This window comes from Sphingomonas sp. (assembly GCF_017745215.1).
In the GTDB taxonomy this organism is placed as follows: domain Bacteria; phylum Pseudomonadota; class Alphaproteobacteria; order Sphingomonadales; family Sphingomonadaceae; genus Sphingomonas.
In genome coordinates this window covers 72,664-89,172 of sequence record NZ_JAGHZV010000001.1, presented here as the reverse complement: position 1 = coordinate 89,172, position 16,509 = coordinate 72,664, and the positions used below count along the sequence as shown (strand labels likewise).

Genomic DNA, 16,509 nt, shown 5'->3' with positions numbered 1-16,509 from the left:
TAGCGAGCGCCGATGCCCACCCAGGACCGCGTACTCCACGGCCTCGCGCTGCGCCTCTTCGCGGTCTTCTGCCTGTCGAGCATGTCGGCGGTCATCAAGCTCGCCGAGGCGCATGGCGCGAACCTCATCGAGATCATGTTCTTCCGCCAGCTCGCCGCGGTGCCGGTGGTGGTCGCCTGGCTCGCGATAGGCGACGGGCTCGGCGCGATCCGCACCCCGCGGCTGGGCGCGCACGTCACCCGCACGATCGTCGGGCTGGTCGGCATGGTGTTCAACTTCGGCGGCATCCTGCTGCTGCCGCTCGCCGAAGCGACGACGCTCCAGTTCACCGTGCCGATCTTCGCGACGATCCTCGGCGCGCTGGTGCTCCACGAGCATATCCGCTGGCACCGCTGGGCGGCGGTCGCGGTCGGCTTCGTCGGCGTGGTGATCGTCGCGCAGCCGCAGGGGAACAACTTCCCGCTGCTCGGGCTCGGAGTGGGTCTCACTGCGGCGCTGTTCGTCGCGATCATCGCGATCCTGCTGCGCCAGCTCGGCCGCACCGAGAGCGCCGGGACGACGGTGTTCTGGTTCTCGCTGCTCTCGGTCCCCCCGCTCGGCGCCTTCTACCTCACCGACCTGCGCGTCCACCCGTTCGAGACCTGGGCGCTGCTGATCGGCGTCGGGCTGATCGGCGGCGTCGGCCAGCTCGCGCTCACCGGCGCGCTGCGCTACGCCCCGGTGTCGACCGCGGTGCCGATGGACTATTCGGGCCTGGTCTGGGCGACGCTCTACGGCTGGCTGTTCTTCAGCGTGTGGCCGACGCCTTACACCTGGATCGGCGCGCCGATCATCATCGCGAGCGGGCTCTACATCGCCTGGCGCGAACACAAGAACGCGCAGCCGGTCCACAGCGTCACTGGCGCCGATACAGCAGCATGAGGTTGTTGGCGGGCATCGCCACCCGCTCGGCCGGCGCGAAGCCCTTGGCCGCGGCGGTCACGTCCTCGACGAAACGCAGGCCGTAGCCGGGGCTCTTGTCCTTGAGCCACAGCTCGAAGGCTTCGTTCGACGGCGCGGTGGGCACGCCCGCCTCGCGATAGGGGCCGTAGAGGATCAGCGGCGCGCCGGGCGCGAGCAGCCGCCGCGCACCTGCGAGCAGCCCGAGCGTCGCCGCCCAGGGGCTGATGTGGACCATGTTGATGCAGAGGATCGCGTCCGCCCGGTCGATCGGCCAGGCCTCCGCCGAAGCGTCGAGCGCGAGCGGCGGCAGGACGTTGGCCAGCCCTTCGCACCAGTCGGTGATCGAGGCGCGGTCCTCGGCGCCGGGATCGCTCGGCTGCCAGTCCAGCGCCGGAAAGCGTTCGGCGAACCAGGCGCAATGCTCGCCGGTGCCGCTCGCGACTTCGAGCACGAGGCCGGCAGCGGGCAGCGCCGCCGCCAGCACCTCGGCGATCGGCTCGCGGTTGCGCTCGGTCGCGGGCGCGTGGCGCCTCATGCCGGCCGCGCTCGATCCAGCAGCCTGCGCGCGCGAAGGTACATCTCGATGCGCTGCACCGTGAGCATCCCCAAAGCAAACACCAGCAGCACGTCGGTCGCGAGGATCGCGACTTCGGGACCGCCGCCCTCATAGACCGCGAACTGGCGCGCGCCGTTGCGGATCAGGATCAGCGCGACGAGGAAGATCACCGCGGCGGGCGAAGCCTTCTGCATCAGCGTCCCGTCCTCGGGATGGACGCTGATGTGCGTCAGCCGTCCGCGCTGCCAACCGAACGCCGCGCCGGCGGCCAGCCCGAGCGCGCACAACCCCCAGCCGAGCGGGCTGCGCAGCGGCTGGCTCCAGAAGACGAAGCTCACGATCACCAGGTAGATGCCGGGCACGATCCACAGCATCTCGGGCTTGAGCGGGCGCAGCCGCATCATCCGCGGCAGGCGGATCGCCAGCACGATCGCGATGATGATCGCCGTCACGGCGAAGGTGATCCATTGGTTCGGCGGCGTGTGGGTCATGCCGGTGTCTTGCTTTGGCGCCACACTGGATGCAAGCGGGATTTGCCGCGCGCGCGTCGTTGCGGAATCGCACCGCCCGCGCCATGGTCGCGGCGGGAGACCGGGAGGGACGAATGGACATCGATCGGGACAGTGCGGGCGTGCGTTTTCCGCCGCCGGTGGCGTTCATCGGCACGCTCGTCGTGGGCTGGGCGCTGGGCAAGCTGCTCGGCCAGCCGGGCATCCCGCTGCGCGGCTGGGGACTGCGCGACCTCGGCTGGATCGGCATCGTCGCGGGCTTCGCGATCCTGCTCACCGCCGCCGGCCTGTTCCGCAAGGCCGGCACCGCGACGCGGCCGTGGAAGCGCAGCACCGCCTTCGTCACCGACGGCGTCTACCGCTGGACGCGCAACCCGATGTATCTCGGCATGGCGCTGGTCTACGCAGGCTGCGCGATCGTGCTGAACAGCCTGGTGGCACTGCTCTGCCTGATCCCGCTGATCTTCGTGATCGAGCGCGAAGTGATCGAGCGCGAGGAACGCTACCTGGAATCGCGCTTCGGCGAGCCGTATCGCCAATACAAGGCGAACGTGCGCCGCTGGATCTGAGCCGAGTCGCCGCCGCCGATCGGGCCCAAGAGTCACAAGAGTCACGACCCGTCGCGGGAAATCCGGCCCTGCTTCCGGCGAAACAGGCAATCGGCGCGCGGAAAGAGTGCGGTTCGGCGTCATGCCGGCGAGCGAAGCGCACGAAATCCTATTTTGCAATCCGCGCCGAGCCGACCGGCGCGCCGGAGCCTGGTCCCATGAGCAAGGAACTTTCGAAGACCCTGTCCTATTGGCTCCGCCACGCCCCCGAGGCAGGCGGGCTGGTGCTCGACGACGCCGGCTGGGCGCCGGTGAACGACGTGATGGCGGCGCTGGGACGCGAGCGGCTGACCGACCGGATCGAGGACCTCCGGCGCACCGTCGCCGAGAGCGACAAGAGCCGCTTCGAGCTGTCCGACGACGGCGCCTGGATCCGCGCGCGCCAGGGCCATTCGGTCGCGGTCGACCTCGACTGGCCGGTGACCGAGCCGCCCGAGTTCCTGTTCCACGGCACGGTCGAACGTTTCCTCGACGCGATCCTGGGCGAAGGGCTGAAGCCGATGGCGCGGCACCATGTCCATCTCTCGCCCGACGTCGCGACCGCGACCAGGGTCGGCGAGCGGCGCGGGGCGCCGGTGATCCTGCGCGTGGCGGCCGGCGCGATGGCGCGCGGCGGAGCGGTGTTCCGGCTGTCGAGCAACGGGGTGTGGCTGGCGGACGCGGTGCCGCCCGAGTTCATCGAGCGGGTTTAGCCTCGATCCATCTCATCGATAGACCGTCACCCTGAACTTGGGTGTGTCGTCACTTGTTGAACGGACTCCCCGTCTGACGTCATCCCGGCGAAAGCCGGGACCCAGGGCCGCGAGCAACGTCCTTTGCAACCCTGGGTCCCGGCTTTCGCCGGGATGACGGTCGGGGATGAGGCGACCGGAACGACTATTCCGCCGCCTCAGCCGCAACCGGATCCTTCCACGCCAGCACCGGCTTGCGCGCCGCCAGCGTCTCGTCCAGCCGGCGCCGCGGGGCGAAGTGCGGCGCGGTCTTGAGCGCCGGGTCGCCGTTCTTCGCGCGCGCCGCCACCGAGCGGAACGCGCCGATGAACTGGTCGAGGCTTGCCTTCGACTCGGTCTCGGTCGGCTCGACCAGCATTGCGCCGTGCACCACCAGCGGGAAGTACATCGTCATCGGGTGGAAGCCCTCGTCGATCAGCGCCTTGGCGACATCGATCGTCGAGAAGCCCTCGGGGAAGCCCGCATCGGAGAAGATCGCCTCGTGCATGCACGGCCCCGACTTGCCGAACGGCGCGTCGAGCACGTCCTCCATCGCGCGCAGGATGTAATTGGCGTTGAGCACCGAATCCTCGGCGACCTGGCGGAGGCCATCGGCGCCGTGGCTGAGGATGTACGTCAGCGCGCGGGTGAACATCCCCATCTGGCCGTGGAAGGCCACCATCCGGCCGAAGCTGTCGGCATGATGTTCCTCGGCCGTCTCCTCTTCCACCAACCGGAAGCCCTCCTCGGTCTTCTCGACGAAGGGCAAGGGCGCGAAGGGCGACAGCGCCTCGGAGAACACCACCGGCCCCGAGCCCGGCCCGCCGCCGCCGTGCGGAGTCGAGAAGGTCTTGTGCAGGTTGATGTGCATCGCATCGATGCCGAGGTCGCCCGGGCGCACGCGGCCGACGATCGCGTTGAAATTGGCGCCGTCGCAATAGACGAAGCCGCCCGCCGCATGCACCGCGTCCGAGATCGCGCGCATCTCGCGCTCGAACAGGCCGCAGGTGTTGGGGTTGGTGATCATCACGCCGGCGACATCGGGCCCGAGCCGCATCTTGAGCGCCTCGAGGTTCACGCGCCCCTCGTCGGTGGCGGGAATGTCCTCGACGCTGAAGCCCGCGAACGCCGCGGTGGCGGGGTTGGTGCCGTGCGCGCTCTCGGGGACGAGCAGCACCTTGCGGTGCCCCTGCCCCATCGCCTCGAGTGCACCGCGGATCGCGAGGATGCCGCAGAGCTCGCCATGCGCGCCGGCCTTGGGGCTCATCGCGACGCTGTGCATGCCGGTGAGCGTCACCAGCCAGTGCGCGAGCTGGTGGATGACTTCCAGCGCGCCCAGCACTGTGTCGACCGGCGCGAGCGGGTGGACGTCGGCGAAGCCGGGCAGCCGCGCCATCCGCTCGTTGAGGCGCGGATTGTGCTTCATCGTGCACGAGCCGAGCGGGAAAAGCCCCAGGTCGATCGCGTAATTCTGTCGGCTGAGCCGCGTATAGTGGCGCACCGTCTCGGGCTCGCTCAGCCCCGGCAGGCCGATCGGCGCAGCGCGCTCGAGCCCGCCGAGCCGCGACTTGCCCGAAGGCGCCTCGGCGAAGTCGACGCCGGTGGTGTCGGGCCCGCCGATCTCGAAGATCAGCGGCTCCTCGAGCATCAGCGCGCGGTTGCCGGTGAAGGTCTCGTCGCTGCCCGTGCCTGCTTGCGGGGTGGTGGGGCGCCAGCCGCTCTGGTTGATCGTCATGCCAGCACCTCCTCGAGCGCGGAGGCAAGCGTCTCGACGTCCTCCTCGGTGGTCGTCTCGGTCACCGCGATGACGAGGCCGTTGGCCAGGTCGGTCGCGCCCGGATAGAGCCGGCCGAGCGAGACGCCGGCCAGGATGCCCTTGTCGGCAAGCTCGCGCACCACGGGGCGGGCCTCCTTCGAAAGCTTCAGCGTGAATTCGTTGAAGAAACGGTCGGTCACCAGCTCGACCCCGTCGACTTCGGCGAGCCGGTCTGCGGCGGCGCTGGCGGCGACATGGTTGGCCTCGGCGAGCCGACGCAGGCCCTTCTCGCCGAGCAGCGTCATGTGGATCGACCAGGCGAGCGCGCACAGCACCGAGCTGGTGCAGATGTTCGACGTCGCCTTCTCGCGGCGGATATGCTGCTCGCGGGTCGAGAGGGTGAGCACGAAACCGCGCTTGCCCTCGGCATCGACGGTCTCGCCGCACAAGCGGCCGGGCATCTGGCGCACCAGCTTCTCCGAGCAGGCGAAGAGGCCGACATAGGGCCCGCCGAACTGGAGGCCGACTCCGATCGACTGGCCCTCGCCCACGACGATGTCCGCGCCCATCTCGCCGGGTGACCGGATCGCGCCCAGCGCCACCGGCTCGGTCACCACTGCGACGAGCAGCGCCTTGTTGGCGTGGCAGGCCTCGGCGAGCGCGCTCATGTCCTCGATGCGGCCGAGGATGTCGGGATATTGGACGACGACGCACGAGGTCTCGGCGTCGATCGCGTTGATCAGGTCGAGCGTGTCGGGCTCGGGCGAGAGCGTCGGCAGCGCAGTCACCAGCTGGTCGCCGGTGAACTTCGCCATCGTCTTCGCGACCGAGACATAGTGCGGATGGAGCCCGCTCGAGAGGATCGCCTTGCCGCGCTTCGTCACGCGCCGCGCCATCACGATCGCTTCCCAGCACGCGGTCGAGCCGTCGTACATCGAGGCGTTCGCCACGTCGCAGCCGAGCAGCCGCGCCACTTGCGACTGGAACTCGAACATCATCTGCAGCGTGCCCTGCGCGATCTCGGGCTGGTAGGGCGTATAGGCGGTGAGGAACTCGCCGCGCTGGATGAGATGATCGACCGAGGCCGGCACATGGTGGCGATAGGCGCCGCAGCCGAGGAAAAAGGGCGCGTCGCCGGCGGCGAGGTTCTTCTTCGCCAGCGCCGACATGTGGCGCTCGACCGCGAGCTCGCTCGCGTGGGGCGGCAGGCCGTGGATCGGCCCGTCGAGCACTGCGGCCTCGGGGACGTCGACGAACAGGTCATCGATCGACTTGGCGCCGATCGTCGCGAGCATCGCCTCGCGGTCGGTCTGGGTCAGGGGTAAGTAGCGCATTCCATCAATTCTCCGAAGCCCCTCCCCTTCAGGGGAGGGGTTGGGGGTGGGGCCTGTGGGTCTCACCGAGACCGACGTGCCCGTGGACAGCCCCCACCCCAACCCCTCCCCTGAAGGGGAGGGGCTTTTAGGTCACAGCTTGCTGACGAACGCCTGGTACTTGGTCTCGTCCATCAGCCCGTCGAGCTCGCTGGTATCGCTCAGCGTCAGCTTGAAGAACCAGCCCTCGCCCTCGGGGTCCTCGTTGACCAGCGCGGGGTTGTCGGCGAGGTCGGCATTGCCTTCGAGCACCGTGCCCGAGACCGGCGAATAGACGTCCGACGCCGCCTTCACGCTTTCGACCACCGCGGCGTCGTCGCCCTTGCCGACTTCCTTGCCCTCCTCGGGCACCTCGACGAACACGATGTCGCCGAGCTGGCTCTGAGCATAGTCGGTGATGCCCACCGTGCCGATGTCGCCGTCGACGTCGATCCACTCATGGTCCTCGGTGAAATAACGGCTCATGTCAGGCTCCCTTTCGGACGTAGCGATGGGGGACGAAGGGCATCGCCACGACTTCCCCGTGATGAATCTTGCCGCGCTGCGCGAGCGTGACGCGCGTGCCCGGCGTCGCGAGCGCGAGCGGCACATAGGCCATGGCGATCGGCTGCTGCACCGACGGCGCGAACCCGCCCGAGGTGACCTTGCCGACTTCGTTCTCGTCGCCGTCGAGCACCATCGCGCCTTCGCGCACGGGCTGGCGGCCCTCGACGATCAGGCCGACGCGCTTCTGGATCGCGCCGTCGCGGAGCTCCATCAGGATGCGCTCGGCGCCCGCGAAGCCGCCCTGCTCGCGGCGGCGCTTCGAGAGCGCGAAGCCGAGGTCGGCGGCGACCGGGGTGGTGTCGAGGTCGAGGTCGTGGCCGTAGAGCGGCAGCCCCGCCTCGAGCCGCAGCGAATCGCGCGCGCCGAGGCCGATCGGCTTGACCTCGGGTTGCGCGCACAGCGCGTCGGCAAAGGCTTCGGCCGCTTCGCCGGGAATCGATATCTCGAACCCGTCCTCGCCGGTATAGCCCGAGCGGCTGACCCAGATCGGGTTGCCCTGCCATTCGAACGCGGCCGCGGTCATGAACACGAGGCCGGAGACGCCCGGCACCACGCGTTCGAGCGCGGTCACTGCCTCAGGTCCCTGGAGCGCGAGCAGCGCCTGCTCGTCGAGATGGCTCATGCCCACCTCGTCGGGCAGCAGCTCGCGGAACACGCCGATGTCGTCCCACTTCGTCGCGCCGTTGACGACCATGTAGAAGTCTCGCGCCCCCGCCTCGAAGGCATTGGCTGCGGGGAGGCGCGTGACCATCAAATCGTCATGGATGCCGCCGTTTTCGGCGAGCAGCAGCGAATAGCGCATCCGCCCCTCGCCGAGGGCCTGGATCTCGCCGGGGAGCAAGGTTTCGAGCGACTTGTCGGCGTCCTCGCCGCTGAACAGCAGCTGGCCCATGTGGCTGACGTCGAACAGCCCGGCATGCTCGCGCGTCCAGAGGTGCTCGGCCATGATGCCTTCGTACTGGACCGGCATGTGATAGCCCGCGAAGGGCACCATCCGGCCGCCGCGGACGCGGTGCCAGGCGTCGAGGGGCAGCGCCTGCAGCTCGATCTCGGGATCCTGGGTTTCGGCTTCGTGGCTCATCGCGGCGCTCCGGACATTCGAGGGACTCGACCATCCGCACGGCGCCTGTCGACGCGATCCGGCCAGTCGCCCCCTCTGTCACGGAAACCTGAGAGCTTTCCCACGGACCGGGTCCGCGGTTACCCCTTCGGTGGCCGCCCCTTGCCGGAGCAGCGCTTTCCAGAGTGTCGTGCGCGCGCGGTCCCTTGTGCCTGAGAGATTCCGGGGCGGTTGCTCCTTCGGCGCCCCGGATCAGGTCCGGGGTCTCTCCCGCGCGTGCCCATGGCGGCGAACCACCATCGACGCAGCCAGACTTGGCGGGCGGAGGGAGGCGAGTCAACCGGCGATTGTGCAGTTGCACAACGTGCAGCCGCCCAAGTCGTCATCCCGGCGAAAGCCGGGACCCAGAGCCACCAGGGAATCGCCCGCGACTCCTGGGTCCCGGCTTTCGCCGGGATGACGGTTCTGGAAATTCGGAGACGTCAGCGCGTGACGTTGTACTTCAGCTGGTCGTCGGTCAGCTGGAAGCCGACCAGCGCCTCGAAGGTCGCCGAGCGGACCGCGTCGCGAATCGAGGGATCGGACAGCGGGTCCATCGCCGCGTCCTCATTGCCCGCCTTGCGCTTGCGGGTGAGGCGGCGGCGCACGTCCTCGGGCAGCGTCGCCGCAGAACGCGCGACCTGCGCGCTGCCGGTCCCGGTCGCGCTCGCGCGCGTCTGGCCGGCGTCGAAGTGGATCGTCACATGGCCGACGCTCTTGGCGACCACCGACGAGCCGCCGCGCACCAGCGTGACGAAATAGGGCAAGGTCACGTCGCGCGCAGGGCCCGCGTCGCGGCGATTGGCGAGGACCGCGAAATTGACCGTGGTGAGCACCTGCGCGCCCTGGCCGTCGGCGCAGCTCGCCGCGACATTGGTGAGCGTCGCCTCGACGTCGATCGCCTGCGCCTCGCGGCTGTCGGCCGGGTCGAACAGCGTGACGTCGCCCGTGCCCATCGGCACCGCGACGCGCGGGCACGCCGAGCGCACCGACGTGATGCCCACTCCGCCGTCCACGGCGATGTCGCCGGTCTGCTTGCATCCGGCGAGGAGCGCGAGGCCGAGGAGCGGAAGAGCAAGCTTGGCGGGTGTCACGAGGCAACCTTTCACAAGACAAACGGGCCAGCGGCGTTGAGCCCCGGCCCGGAAACGGACGCACCATAGGAAGCGCCTTCCGCCGGTGCAAGCAATCGCGTAGGGACGCGGCATGTCCGGAATAAGGCCGTCCATCGACTTGCTCATCGCCGCTCCGCGGGGCTTCTGCGCGGGTGTCGACCGTGCGATTCGCATCGTCGAGCTGGCGATCGAGAAATACGGCCCGCCGGTCTATGTCCGCCACGAGATCGTCCACAACAAGTTCGTCGTCGACAGCCTGAAGGCCAAGGGCGCGATCTTCGTCGAGGAGCTCGACCAGGTGCCCGACGACGTGCCGGTGGTCTTCTCGGCGCACGGCGTGCCCAAGGCGGTGCCCGCCAAGGCGGCCGAGCGCGGGCTCTCCTATCTCGACGCGACGTGCCCGCTCGTCTCCAAGGTCCATCGCCAGGCCGAGCGGCTGGTCGCGGCGGGCAAGCACATCCTGTTCGTGGGGCACGCCGGCCATCCCGAGGTGACCGGCACCTTCGGCCAGGTCCCCGCAGGCGCGATGACGCTGATCGAGACCGCCGACGATGCCGAGGCGCTGGCGCCCGCCGATCCGGGCAACCTCGCCTTCCTCACCCAGACCACGCTCTCGGTCGACGACACCGCCGCGGTGCTCGAGGTGCTCAAGCGCCGCTTCCCCGCGATCCAGGCGCCGGGCGCCGACGACATCTGCTACGCCACCTCGAACCGCCAGGGCGCGGTCAAGGCGATCGCGCCGCAGGTCGACCTGGTGCTGGTGATCGGCGCGCCGAACAGCTCGAACTCGCTGCGGCTGGTCGAAGTCGCCGAGCGGTTCGGCACGCCCGCGCGGCTGATCCAGCGCGCCGCCGACCTCGACTTCGCCTGGCTCGATGGCGTCAAGGCCGTGGGCATCACCGCGGGCGCCTCGGCGCCGGAGCTGCTGGTGCGCGAGCTGGTCGATCGGATCGGCGAGCGCTTCGACGTCAGCGAACGCGAAGTCGAGACGGTGGACGAGAACATCGTCTTCAAGCTCCCCCGCGGGCTCGAAGCGGCCTGATGCATCCCCTTGCTATCCATCCCCTTGCTATCTTCGTCATCCCGGCGAAAGCCGGGACCCAGGGCCGCAGGCGACGTCGCTCGTGACCCTGGGTCCCGGCTTCGCCGGGATGACGGTTGGTATTTTGGGGGCAAGGGATGGCGGTCTACACACAAGTTTCAGCCGAGGCGCTCGCCGACTTCCTCACGAAGTTCGACGCCGGCGAACTCGTCTCGGCCAAGGGCATCGCCGAGGGCGTCGAGAATTCGAACTATCTCGTCGACACCACCAAGGCGCGCTTCATCCTCACGCTCTACGAGAAGCGCGTCGCCGCCGGGGACCTGCCCTATTTCATGGCGTTGCTCGAGCATCTCGCCACCCGCGGCAACCCCGTGCCCCCCGCCATCCCCGACCGCGACGGCCGCGTGATCCATGAGCTCGCCGGCCGCCCCGCGTGCCTGATCCAGTTCCTCCAGGGCGTCTCGGTCACGCACCCCACGCCTGCCCAGGCGCATGCCGCCGCCGAAGCGATGGGCCGGATGCACGCGAGCCTCGCCGACTTCACCGGCCACCGCGTCAATTCGATGGGCGTCGACACCTGGGCCGCGCAGCTCGCGCGCTGCGGCCGCGACCTCGACGCGATCGAGCCCGGCCTGTTCGACCACGCCCGGGCCGCGGTCGACCGCATCCTCGCCGCCTGGCCGCGCGGGCTCGCGACCAGCGCGGTCCACGCCGATCTCTTCCCCGACAATGTCCTGATGCTCGGCGACCGGGTGACCGGCCTGATCGACTTCTACTTCGCCTGCACCGACGTCCGCGCCTACGACCTCGCGGTGATGCACGGCGCCTGGGCGTTCGACGCGCAGGGCCGCGCCTACGACCCCGCGATCGGCGCCGCGCTGCTCCGGGGCTATCGCGCGAGCTTCGGCCTTACCCCCGAGGAGCAGGCCGCGCTGCCGATCCTCGCCGAGGGTGCGGCGCTGCGCTTCTTCCTCAGCCGCGCCTGGGACTGGCTCAACACCCCGGCTGACGCGATGGTGACGCGCAAGGATCCCCTCGCCTATCGCCGCCGGCTCGATTTCTACGCGGAGAACGGGCAGAGGCTCTTCGCATGACCGAACTCTCCCTATCGCATGTCGAGATGGCCACCGACGGCGCCTGCAAGGGCAACCCCGGCAAGGGCGGCTGGGGCGTCGTGCTGCGCATGGGCACCACCGAGCGCGAGCTCTCGGGCTCGGAGAAGCACACCACCAACAACCGCATGGAGCTGATGGCCGCGATCCGCGGGCTGGAGGCACTCAAGCGCCCCTGCCGCGTTACGCTCTCGACCGACAGCCGCTATGTGATGGACGGCCTCACCAAATGGATCCACGGGTGGCAGAAGAACGGCTGGAAGACCGCCGACAGGAAGCCGGTGAAGAACGCCGAGCTGTGGCAGGAGCTGCTCGCCGCCTCGAAGCCGCACCAGATCAAATGGGTGTGGGTGAAGGGCCACGCAGGCCACCCCGACAACGAACGCGCCGACAAGCTCGCGAGCGACGCGGCGCTGGCGGCGTAAACACGATGGCACCCTTACATGGCTGATCCCGAAACCGTCGAAGCGCCGGTCGATGCGCGCGAGGCGCTCGCCGCAGCGATGGCGCTGCACGAGCGCGGCGACCTCGCCGAAGCCGAGGCGATGTACCGCGAGGTGCTCGCGCGCAACTATCGCACCGCCGAGGTGCTGCCCTTGCTCGCGGGCGTGCTGGGCCGGCTCGGCAAGCCCGAGCAGGCGCTGATCCTGTGGGACCAGCTGCTCGCGATCGAGCCCGGCCACGCGGTCGCGCTTCACGAGAAGGGCCTGACGCTCCACTGGCTGGGGCGGACGCGCGAGGCGATCGAGCCGCTGCGCCAGGCGTGCCTCGCCGACCCGTCCAACCCGATCGCCGCGAGCAACCTGGGCGTGGTGCTGGCCGACGCCGGCGAGAAGGCCGAGGCGATCCGCCATTTCCGCCGCGCGCTCGAACTCCAGCCCGGCAACCTCCACATCCGCCACCAGATACGCCGGCTGGGCGCCGACAGCGTGCCCTTCTGGCATATCCCGATGATGAACGACGTCCGCCGCAACGACGCGTTCGAAGCGGCGATCAAGGCGGCCATCGCCCAGACCGGCACCGAGGCGCGCGTGCTCGACATCGGCGCGGGCAGCGGCCTTCTCTCGCTGATGGCGGCGCGCGCCGGCGCAGCGCGGGTGACGGCCTGCGAGATGGAGCCGATCATCGCCGACATGGCGCGCCGGATCGTCGCGGACAACGGCTATGCCGAGCGGATCGAGATCCTCGGCAAGCCCTCGACCGAGCTCGAGATCGGCACCGACCTCGATGCCCGCGCCGATATCCTCGTCTCCGAGATCCTGTCGAGCGACCTGCTCACCGAGAAGGTGCTCGACACCTTCGAGGATGCGCATCGCCGGCTGCTCGCGCCCGGCGCCATCGTCATCCCCCGCGCCGCGAGCGCGATCGGCTGCCTCGTCGCGAGCGAGACGCTCGCCGAATACGCTTTCGTCGGCGACGTCTCGGGCTTCGACTTGTCCGCCTTCACCGCCTTCGCGCCGCTGCGGCTGCCGATCCACGGCACGATGACCGCATGGCAGCGACTGTCCGACGACGTCGCGCTGGTCCGGCTCGACCTCACCGCGAAGAAGCACGACGCAACGCTGGCGCGCTTGAGCGTGCCGGTGACCGCCAGCGGCCGCGCGGTGGGGATCGTGCAGTGGATGGACATCGACCTCGCCGAGGGCATCCGCTTCGACAACCACCCCGACGGCTATACCGACGGCGGCTGGCTGCAGATCCTCCACGCCTTCCCCGAGCCGATCGACGTCGTCGCGGGCCAGACGCTGGAGCTCGCCGTGGGACACGACCGGATCACGCTGATCCTGGCGCCGATCGAGGGGGTGAGGACAGAGTGACCGTCCCCTAAGCCCGTCATCCCGGCGAAAGCCGGGACCCAGGGTTACAAAGGACGTCGCTCGCGGCCCTGGGTCCCGGCTTTCGCCGGGATGACGGGTAGAGGAAAATCACGTGCGTCTTCCGGACGATGGCACGCCCAAGTTCAGCATGCCGGAAGCGCAGGGGTCGGGCCCTACTCCCCCTTCACGAAGAACCGGTCGATCACGTCCTTCGCCAGCCGCGAAGGCCTGAGCGTCTCGGCGTCGACGCAGCACCAGCTCGACTTGACCTCGGCGAGCACTTCGCCGCCGCGGCGGATCACCGTCTCGTAGAAGGCGCGCGCGCCCTGGACCTTCTCGAGCAGCACCGTCGCCACGACATCGTCGTCGAGGAAGGCGGGCCGGCGATAGGTGATCTCGTGCTTGAGCGCGACCCAGAGATGCTCGGCGATCGCCTCGGCAGGCGCGAGCTTCTGCCAGTGGCTGATCACCGCGGCCTGCACCCACTTCAGATAGCTGGCGTTGTTCACATGCCCCATGAAGTCGATGTCGTCGGGCGAGACGTCGACCTTGAAGTCATGCGGGATGGCAGTGCCGGTCATGGGCGCAATCCTATGCCCAAGCGCGCGATTTGACGAGGGCGAATCGCGAAAAACCCGCGGAAATCCGCGGGTTTCGCAGAATCCGCGCTTGACGTAGCGGCAAGCAGGGGGTGCGCGGCGGATGCATCCCGCCGCCGGTCCCCAACTGACACGGCTCAGAAGCGCGCGGGCGAATAGCGGGCCGGATCGATCGCTGCGACGGACGGGTGCGGGCTCGCGCCGGTGACCAGCGCGGCGGCGAGCTTGGCGGCGGCGGGCGCGGTCTGGATGCCGAAGCCGCCCTGCCCCGCGCACCAGAAGAAGCCGGGCACGTCCGGGTCGAAGCCATAGACCGGCAGCCGGTCGGGCGCGAAGCTCCTGAGGCCCGCCCAGCGATGCTCGAGCTTCGCCACGCGCCAGTCGACCACCTGCTCGAACCGGTCGATCGCGATCGCGACGTCGAGGTCCTCGGGCTGCGCGTCGCAGGGATCGGTCGGCGTCTCGTCGTGCGGGCTCAGCCACAGCCGCCCGCCCGCCTCGGGCTTGAAGTAGAAGCTGCCGGTGAGGTGCCCGACATGCGGCAGGTCGGCGGGCGGCGCGGGGTCGGTCGCGAGCTGGACCATGGTGCGGCGATAGGGCTGGATGCCGAGCGGCCGCGCGCCCGCCAGCACCGCCACCGGATCGGCCCAGGCACCCGCGGCATCGACCAGCACCTCGGCCTCGACCACCCCGCAACGCGTCTCGAGCCGCCAGAGCCCGTTCTCGCGGCGCGCGGAGAGCAGCTCGGCATCGGTGCGGATCTCGGCGCCCGCCCGGCGCGCGGCCTTGAGGTAGCTGCCGTGGAGCCCGCCGACGTCGATATAGGCGCAGCTCGGCTCCCAGATGCCGAGCGTCCATTGCTCCCTAAGCCCGGGGATGCGCTCGCGCGGATCGACGAGGTCCAGCTGCACCCCGCTCTCGGAAAAGGCCGCAAGCTCGGAATCGACGGCGGCACGCTCGTCGCCCCGCGCGATGTGGAGCGAGCCCAAAGGCTCGAGATACCCCTCGAGCAGCGGCCCCGAGGCGGTGGTCAGCGGCTGGACGAAGGGCCCGCCATAAGTCTCGGACCAGAAGGCGGCGCTGCGCCCGGTCGAATGATAGCCGGGCTGCGACTCCATCTCGAGCACCGCGACCTTCGCCTGCCCCGCCAGCTCGGCCGCCAGGCTCGCGCCGGCGATGCCGCCGCCGACGATCGCAATGTCGAAACGGCTCACTTCCGCTGGGCCCGCGCCTGCAGGAAGAGGTCGATCTCGCCGATCGCCCGATTGCGCACCTTGTCGCCCTCGCGCAGGATTTCGTGCGCGCTCTCCTTGCCGAAGCGCACCATCCGCGCATCGGGCAACCTGGCGCCGATCGCCGCCGCGGCCTTGGGATCGACCAGCCCGTCGGCCTCGGCGATCAGCATCAGCACCGGCACGTCCATCGTCTTGAGCTTCGGCGAATTGCGCAGCTCGCGGTTCGACTTGAAGCCCTGGATCACCCAGTTCCAGCTGGGCGACCCGGTCGCGAGCTCGGGATGCTGCTCCTTCCACCAGAGCTCGTCCGAATAGCGGTCGGGGTCGTGGGTTAGCAGGTTGAAGCGCGATTCGGTGGTGTAGGGCTTCTCGTTGGTCTTCCACGCCGGGCGGCTGCTGTCGCCGACGTTGCCGAGCAGGTTGGCGAGCTTCTCGCCGATCCAGGCGCCGCCGATCGCGTGGAAGCCGAGCATCGGCGCGACCAGCACCACCGCGTCGGGCCTCGCCACGCCCTCGACCAGCGCGCGCAGCACGAGGTGCCCGCCCATCGAATGGCCGAACACGACGTGCGGCCCCGGCGTCGCCGCGGCCCATTCGGCGTAGAAGGCGCGGAAGTCGTCGATGTACTGCGCGAAGTCCTGGATGTGCCCGCAATCGGCCGCGTCGGTCAGCCTCCCCGAGCCGCCCTGCCCGCGCCAGTCGAACGAGGTGATCGTCCAGCCCTGGCCGTGCCAATGGTGGAACAGCTCGAGATACTTCTCGAAGATGTCGCCGCGTCCCCCCTGGAACAGGATCGAACCTCGGGGACTCGCGGTGTCGGCGGGCCAGGCGAAGGCGCGGAGCGGCCAGCCGTCGGGCGCCGTCCATTGGTGGAGCTGCGCGCCGGCGGGAAGCGAGCGGCGCACCGATTCGGGGGCGGTCATGGCGCTTGGTTACGTTTTGGAAAGCGCTTCCGTCTAGAAAATAGGCGGGGATGGGGAATCTGATCGCCTTTTTTCTGGTCGGCGCGCTTGCGCTGCTGCTGGTCTCGGCCGGCATCCAGGATGCGCGCACGCGCGAAATCGCCAATTGGAAGAACGGCTTGATCGCGCTGATGGCGCCACTCTGGTGGGTGGCGAACGGGCTTCACTTCTGGCCGGACATGGCGCTCCAGTTCGGAGTCGCGCTGCTCGTCTTCGCCTTCTTCGCGGGCGCCTTCGCGATCGGCCAGATGGGCGGGGGCGACGTCAAGCTGATCGGCGCGCTGGCTTTGTGGTTCCCGGTGGTGCCGCTCGTGTGGCTGCTGGTGGTCATGTCGATCGCCGGCGGGCTGCTGACGCTGGTCATGGTGATCGAGAAGCACCTCAGGAAAAACCCTGAAACACCAGAGATTCCCTACGGGGTGGCGATCGCGATCGCCGGGCTGATCGCACTTCGCGAACCGCTTTTTAACCATTTCGGGTGATTGCCTAACGCCGGATCAACCCGGCCCGTCGGTTTTGAAAAGGCCT

At 69.4% G+C, this 16,509-nt stretch carries 18 protein-coding genes and 1 riboswitch; of the genes, 8 read left to right on the top strand and 10 right to left on the bottom strand.

Annotated elements, in window-relative coordinates:
• Positions 1-12 precede the first annotated feature (12 nt).
• Positions 13-921 (top strand): DMT family transporter, encoded by a 909-nt coding sequence (locus J7495_RS00490; protein ID WP_294054101.1) that lies wholly within the window; start codon positions 13-15, stop codon positions 919-921.
• Here the strand turns inward: J7495_RS00490 and J7495_RS00485 are convergent.
• The gene (locus J7495_RS00485) at positions 896-1,477 is read right to left on the bottom strand and encodes a DUF938 domain-containing protein (RefSeq protein WP_294054100.1); all 582 of its coding nucleotides are present in this window, start codon (positions 1,475-1,477) and stop codon (positions 896-898) included. The genes J7495_RS00490 and J7495_RS00485 overlap by 26 nt on opposite strands.
• Positions 1,474-1,989 (bottom strand): CcdC protein domain-containing protein, encoded by a 516-nt coding sequence (locus J7495_RS00480; RefSeq protein ID WP_294054099.1) that lies wholly within the window; start codon positions 1,987-1,989, stop codon positions 1,474-1,476. Before J7495_RS00480 ends, J7495_RS00485 begins: the two co-directional genes overlap by 4 nt.
• 113 nt (positions 1,990-2,102) lie before the next feature.
• On the opposite strand from J7495_RS00480, the gene J7495_RS00475 reads away from it, so the two are divergent.
• Together J7495_RS00475 and J7495_RS00470 are read left to right on the top strand one after the other, a co-directional pair.
• Positions 2,103-2,576, top strand: a complete 474-nt coding sequence (locus J7495_RS00475) for an isoprenylcysteine carboxylmethyltransferase family protein (protein ID WP_294054098.1) — start codon at positions 2,103-2,105, stop codon at positions 2,574-2,576.
• 197 nt (positions 2,577-2,773) lie between these two features.
• Positions 2,774-3,307, top strand: a complete 534-nt coding sequence (locus tag J7495_RS00470; protein WP_294054097.1) for an RNA 2'-phosphotransferase — start codon at positions 2,774-2,776, stop codon at positions 3,305-3,307.
• Positions 3,308-3,491: 184 nt separating this feature from the next.
• Here the strand turns inward: J7495_RS00470 and gcvPB are convergent, their stop codons facing one another.
• From gcvPB to J7495_RS00445, 5 genes are all read right to left on the bottom strand, one after another.
• On the bottom strand, positions 3,492-5,060 hold the full coding sequence (gene gcvPB / locus J7495_RS00465; protein ID WP_294054096.1) for an aminomethyl-transferring glycine dehydrogenase subunit GcvPB: 1,569 nt from the start codon (positions 5,058-5,060) through the stop codon (positions 3,492-3,494).
• Positions 5,057-6,415, bottom strand: a complete 1,359-nt coding sequence (gcvPA, locus tag J7495_RS00460; RefSeq protein WP_294054095.1) for an aminomethyl-transferring glycine dehydrogenase subunit GcvPA — start codon at positions 6,413-6,415, stop codon at positions 5,057-5,059. Before gcvPA ends, gcvPB begins: the two co-directional genes overlap by 4 nt.
• 132 nt (positions 6,416-6,547) lie before the next feature.
• Entirely contained in the window at positions 6,548-6,919 is a 372-nt protein-coding gene (gene gcvH / locus J7495_RS00455; RefSeq protein ID WP_294054094.1) for a glycine cleavage system protein GcvH, read from the bottom strand.
• Position 6,920: 1 nt separating this feature from the next.
• A complete protein-coding gene (gene gcvT, locus J7495_RS00450) occupies positions 6,921-8,081 on the bottom strand; it encodes a glycine cleavage system aminomethyltransferase GcvT (RefSeq protein WP_294054093.1) in 1,161 nt (386 codons plus the stop codon).
• 168 nt (positions 8,082-8,249) lie between these two features.
• Positions 8,250-8,343: riboswitch (glycine riboswitch) on the bottom strand.
• 199 nt (positions 8,344-8,542) lie between these two features.
• Complete coding sequence (locus J7495_RS00445) at positions 8,543-9,193, bottom strand: hypothetical protein (protein WP_294054092.1); 651 nt, start codon at positions 9,191-9,193, stop codon at positions 8,543-8,545.
• Between the two features lie 112 nt (positions 9,194-9,305).
• Here J7495_RS00445 and ispH point away from each other — a divergent pair, with 112 nt between their 5' ends.
• From ispH to J7495_RS00425, 4 genes are all read left to right on the top strand, one after another.
• Entirely contained in the window at positions 9,306-10,256 is a 951-nt protein-coding gene (ispH, locus tag J7495_RS00440) for a 4-hydroxy-3-methylbut-2-enyl diphosphate reductase (RefSeq protein WP_294054091.1), read from the top strand.
• A gap of 137 nt (positions 10,257-10,393) precedes the next feature.
• Positions 10,394-11,350 carry a homoserine kinase gene (thrB, locus tag J7495_RS00435; protein ID WP_294054090.1) on the top strand — a complete coding sequence of 319 codons (957 nt, stop codon included), beginning with the start codon at positions 10,394-10,396 and terminating at the stop codon, positions 11,348-11,350.
• Positions 11,347-11,793, top strand: a complete 447-nt coding sequence (rnhA, locus tag J7495_RS00430) for a ribonuclease HI (RefSeq protein ID WP_294054089.1) — start codon at positions 11,347-11,349, stop codon at positions 11,791-11,793. Before thrB ends, rnhA begins: the two co-directional genes overlap by 4 nt.
• A gap of 18 nt (positions 11,794-11,811) precedes the next feature.
• A complete protein-coding gene (locus tag J7495_RS00425) occupies positions 11,812-13,185 on the top strand; it encodes a tetratricopeptide repeat protein (protein ID WP_294054088.1) in 1,374 nt (457 codons plus the stop codon).
• A 173-nt stretch (positions 13,186-13,358) separates the two neighbouring features.
• Here J7495_RS00425 and J7495_RS00420 read toward each other — a convergent pair whose 3' ends face one another.
• The 3 genes from J7495_RS00420 to J7495_RS00410 form a co-directional block, all read right to left on the bottom strand.
• Complete coding sequence (locus J7495_RS00420; RefSeq protein ID WP_294054087.1) at positions 13,359-13,766, bottom strand: thioesterase family protein; 408 nt, start codon at positions 13,764-13,766, stop codon at positions 13,359-13,361.
• Positions 13,767-13,921: 155 nt separating this feature from the next.
• Entirely contained in the window at positions 13,922-14,998 is a 1,077-nt protein-coding gene (locus J7495_RS00415) for an FAD-dependent oxidoreductase (protein WP_294054086.1), read from the bottom strand.
• Positions 14,995-15,942 carry an alpha/beta hydrolase gene (locus J7495_RS00410; protein ID WP_294054085.1) on the bottom strand — a complete coding sequence of 316 codons (948 nt, stop codon included), beginning with the start codon at positions 15,940-15,942 and terminating at the stop codon, positions 14,995-14,997. Before J7495_RS00410 ends, J7495_RS00415 begins: the two co-directional genes overlap by 4 nt.
• Before the next feature lie 50 nt (positions 15,943-15,992).
• On the opposite strand from J7495_RS00410, the gene J7495_RS00405 reads away from it, so the two are divergent.
• The gene (locus J7495_RS00405) at positions 15,993-16,463 is read left to right on the top strand and encodes a prepilin peptidase (RefSeq protein WP_294054084.1); all 471 of its coding nucleotides are present in this window, start codon (positions 15,993-15,995) and stop codon (positions 16,461-16,463) included.
• Positions 16,464-16,509: the final 46 nt, after the last annotated feature.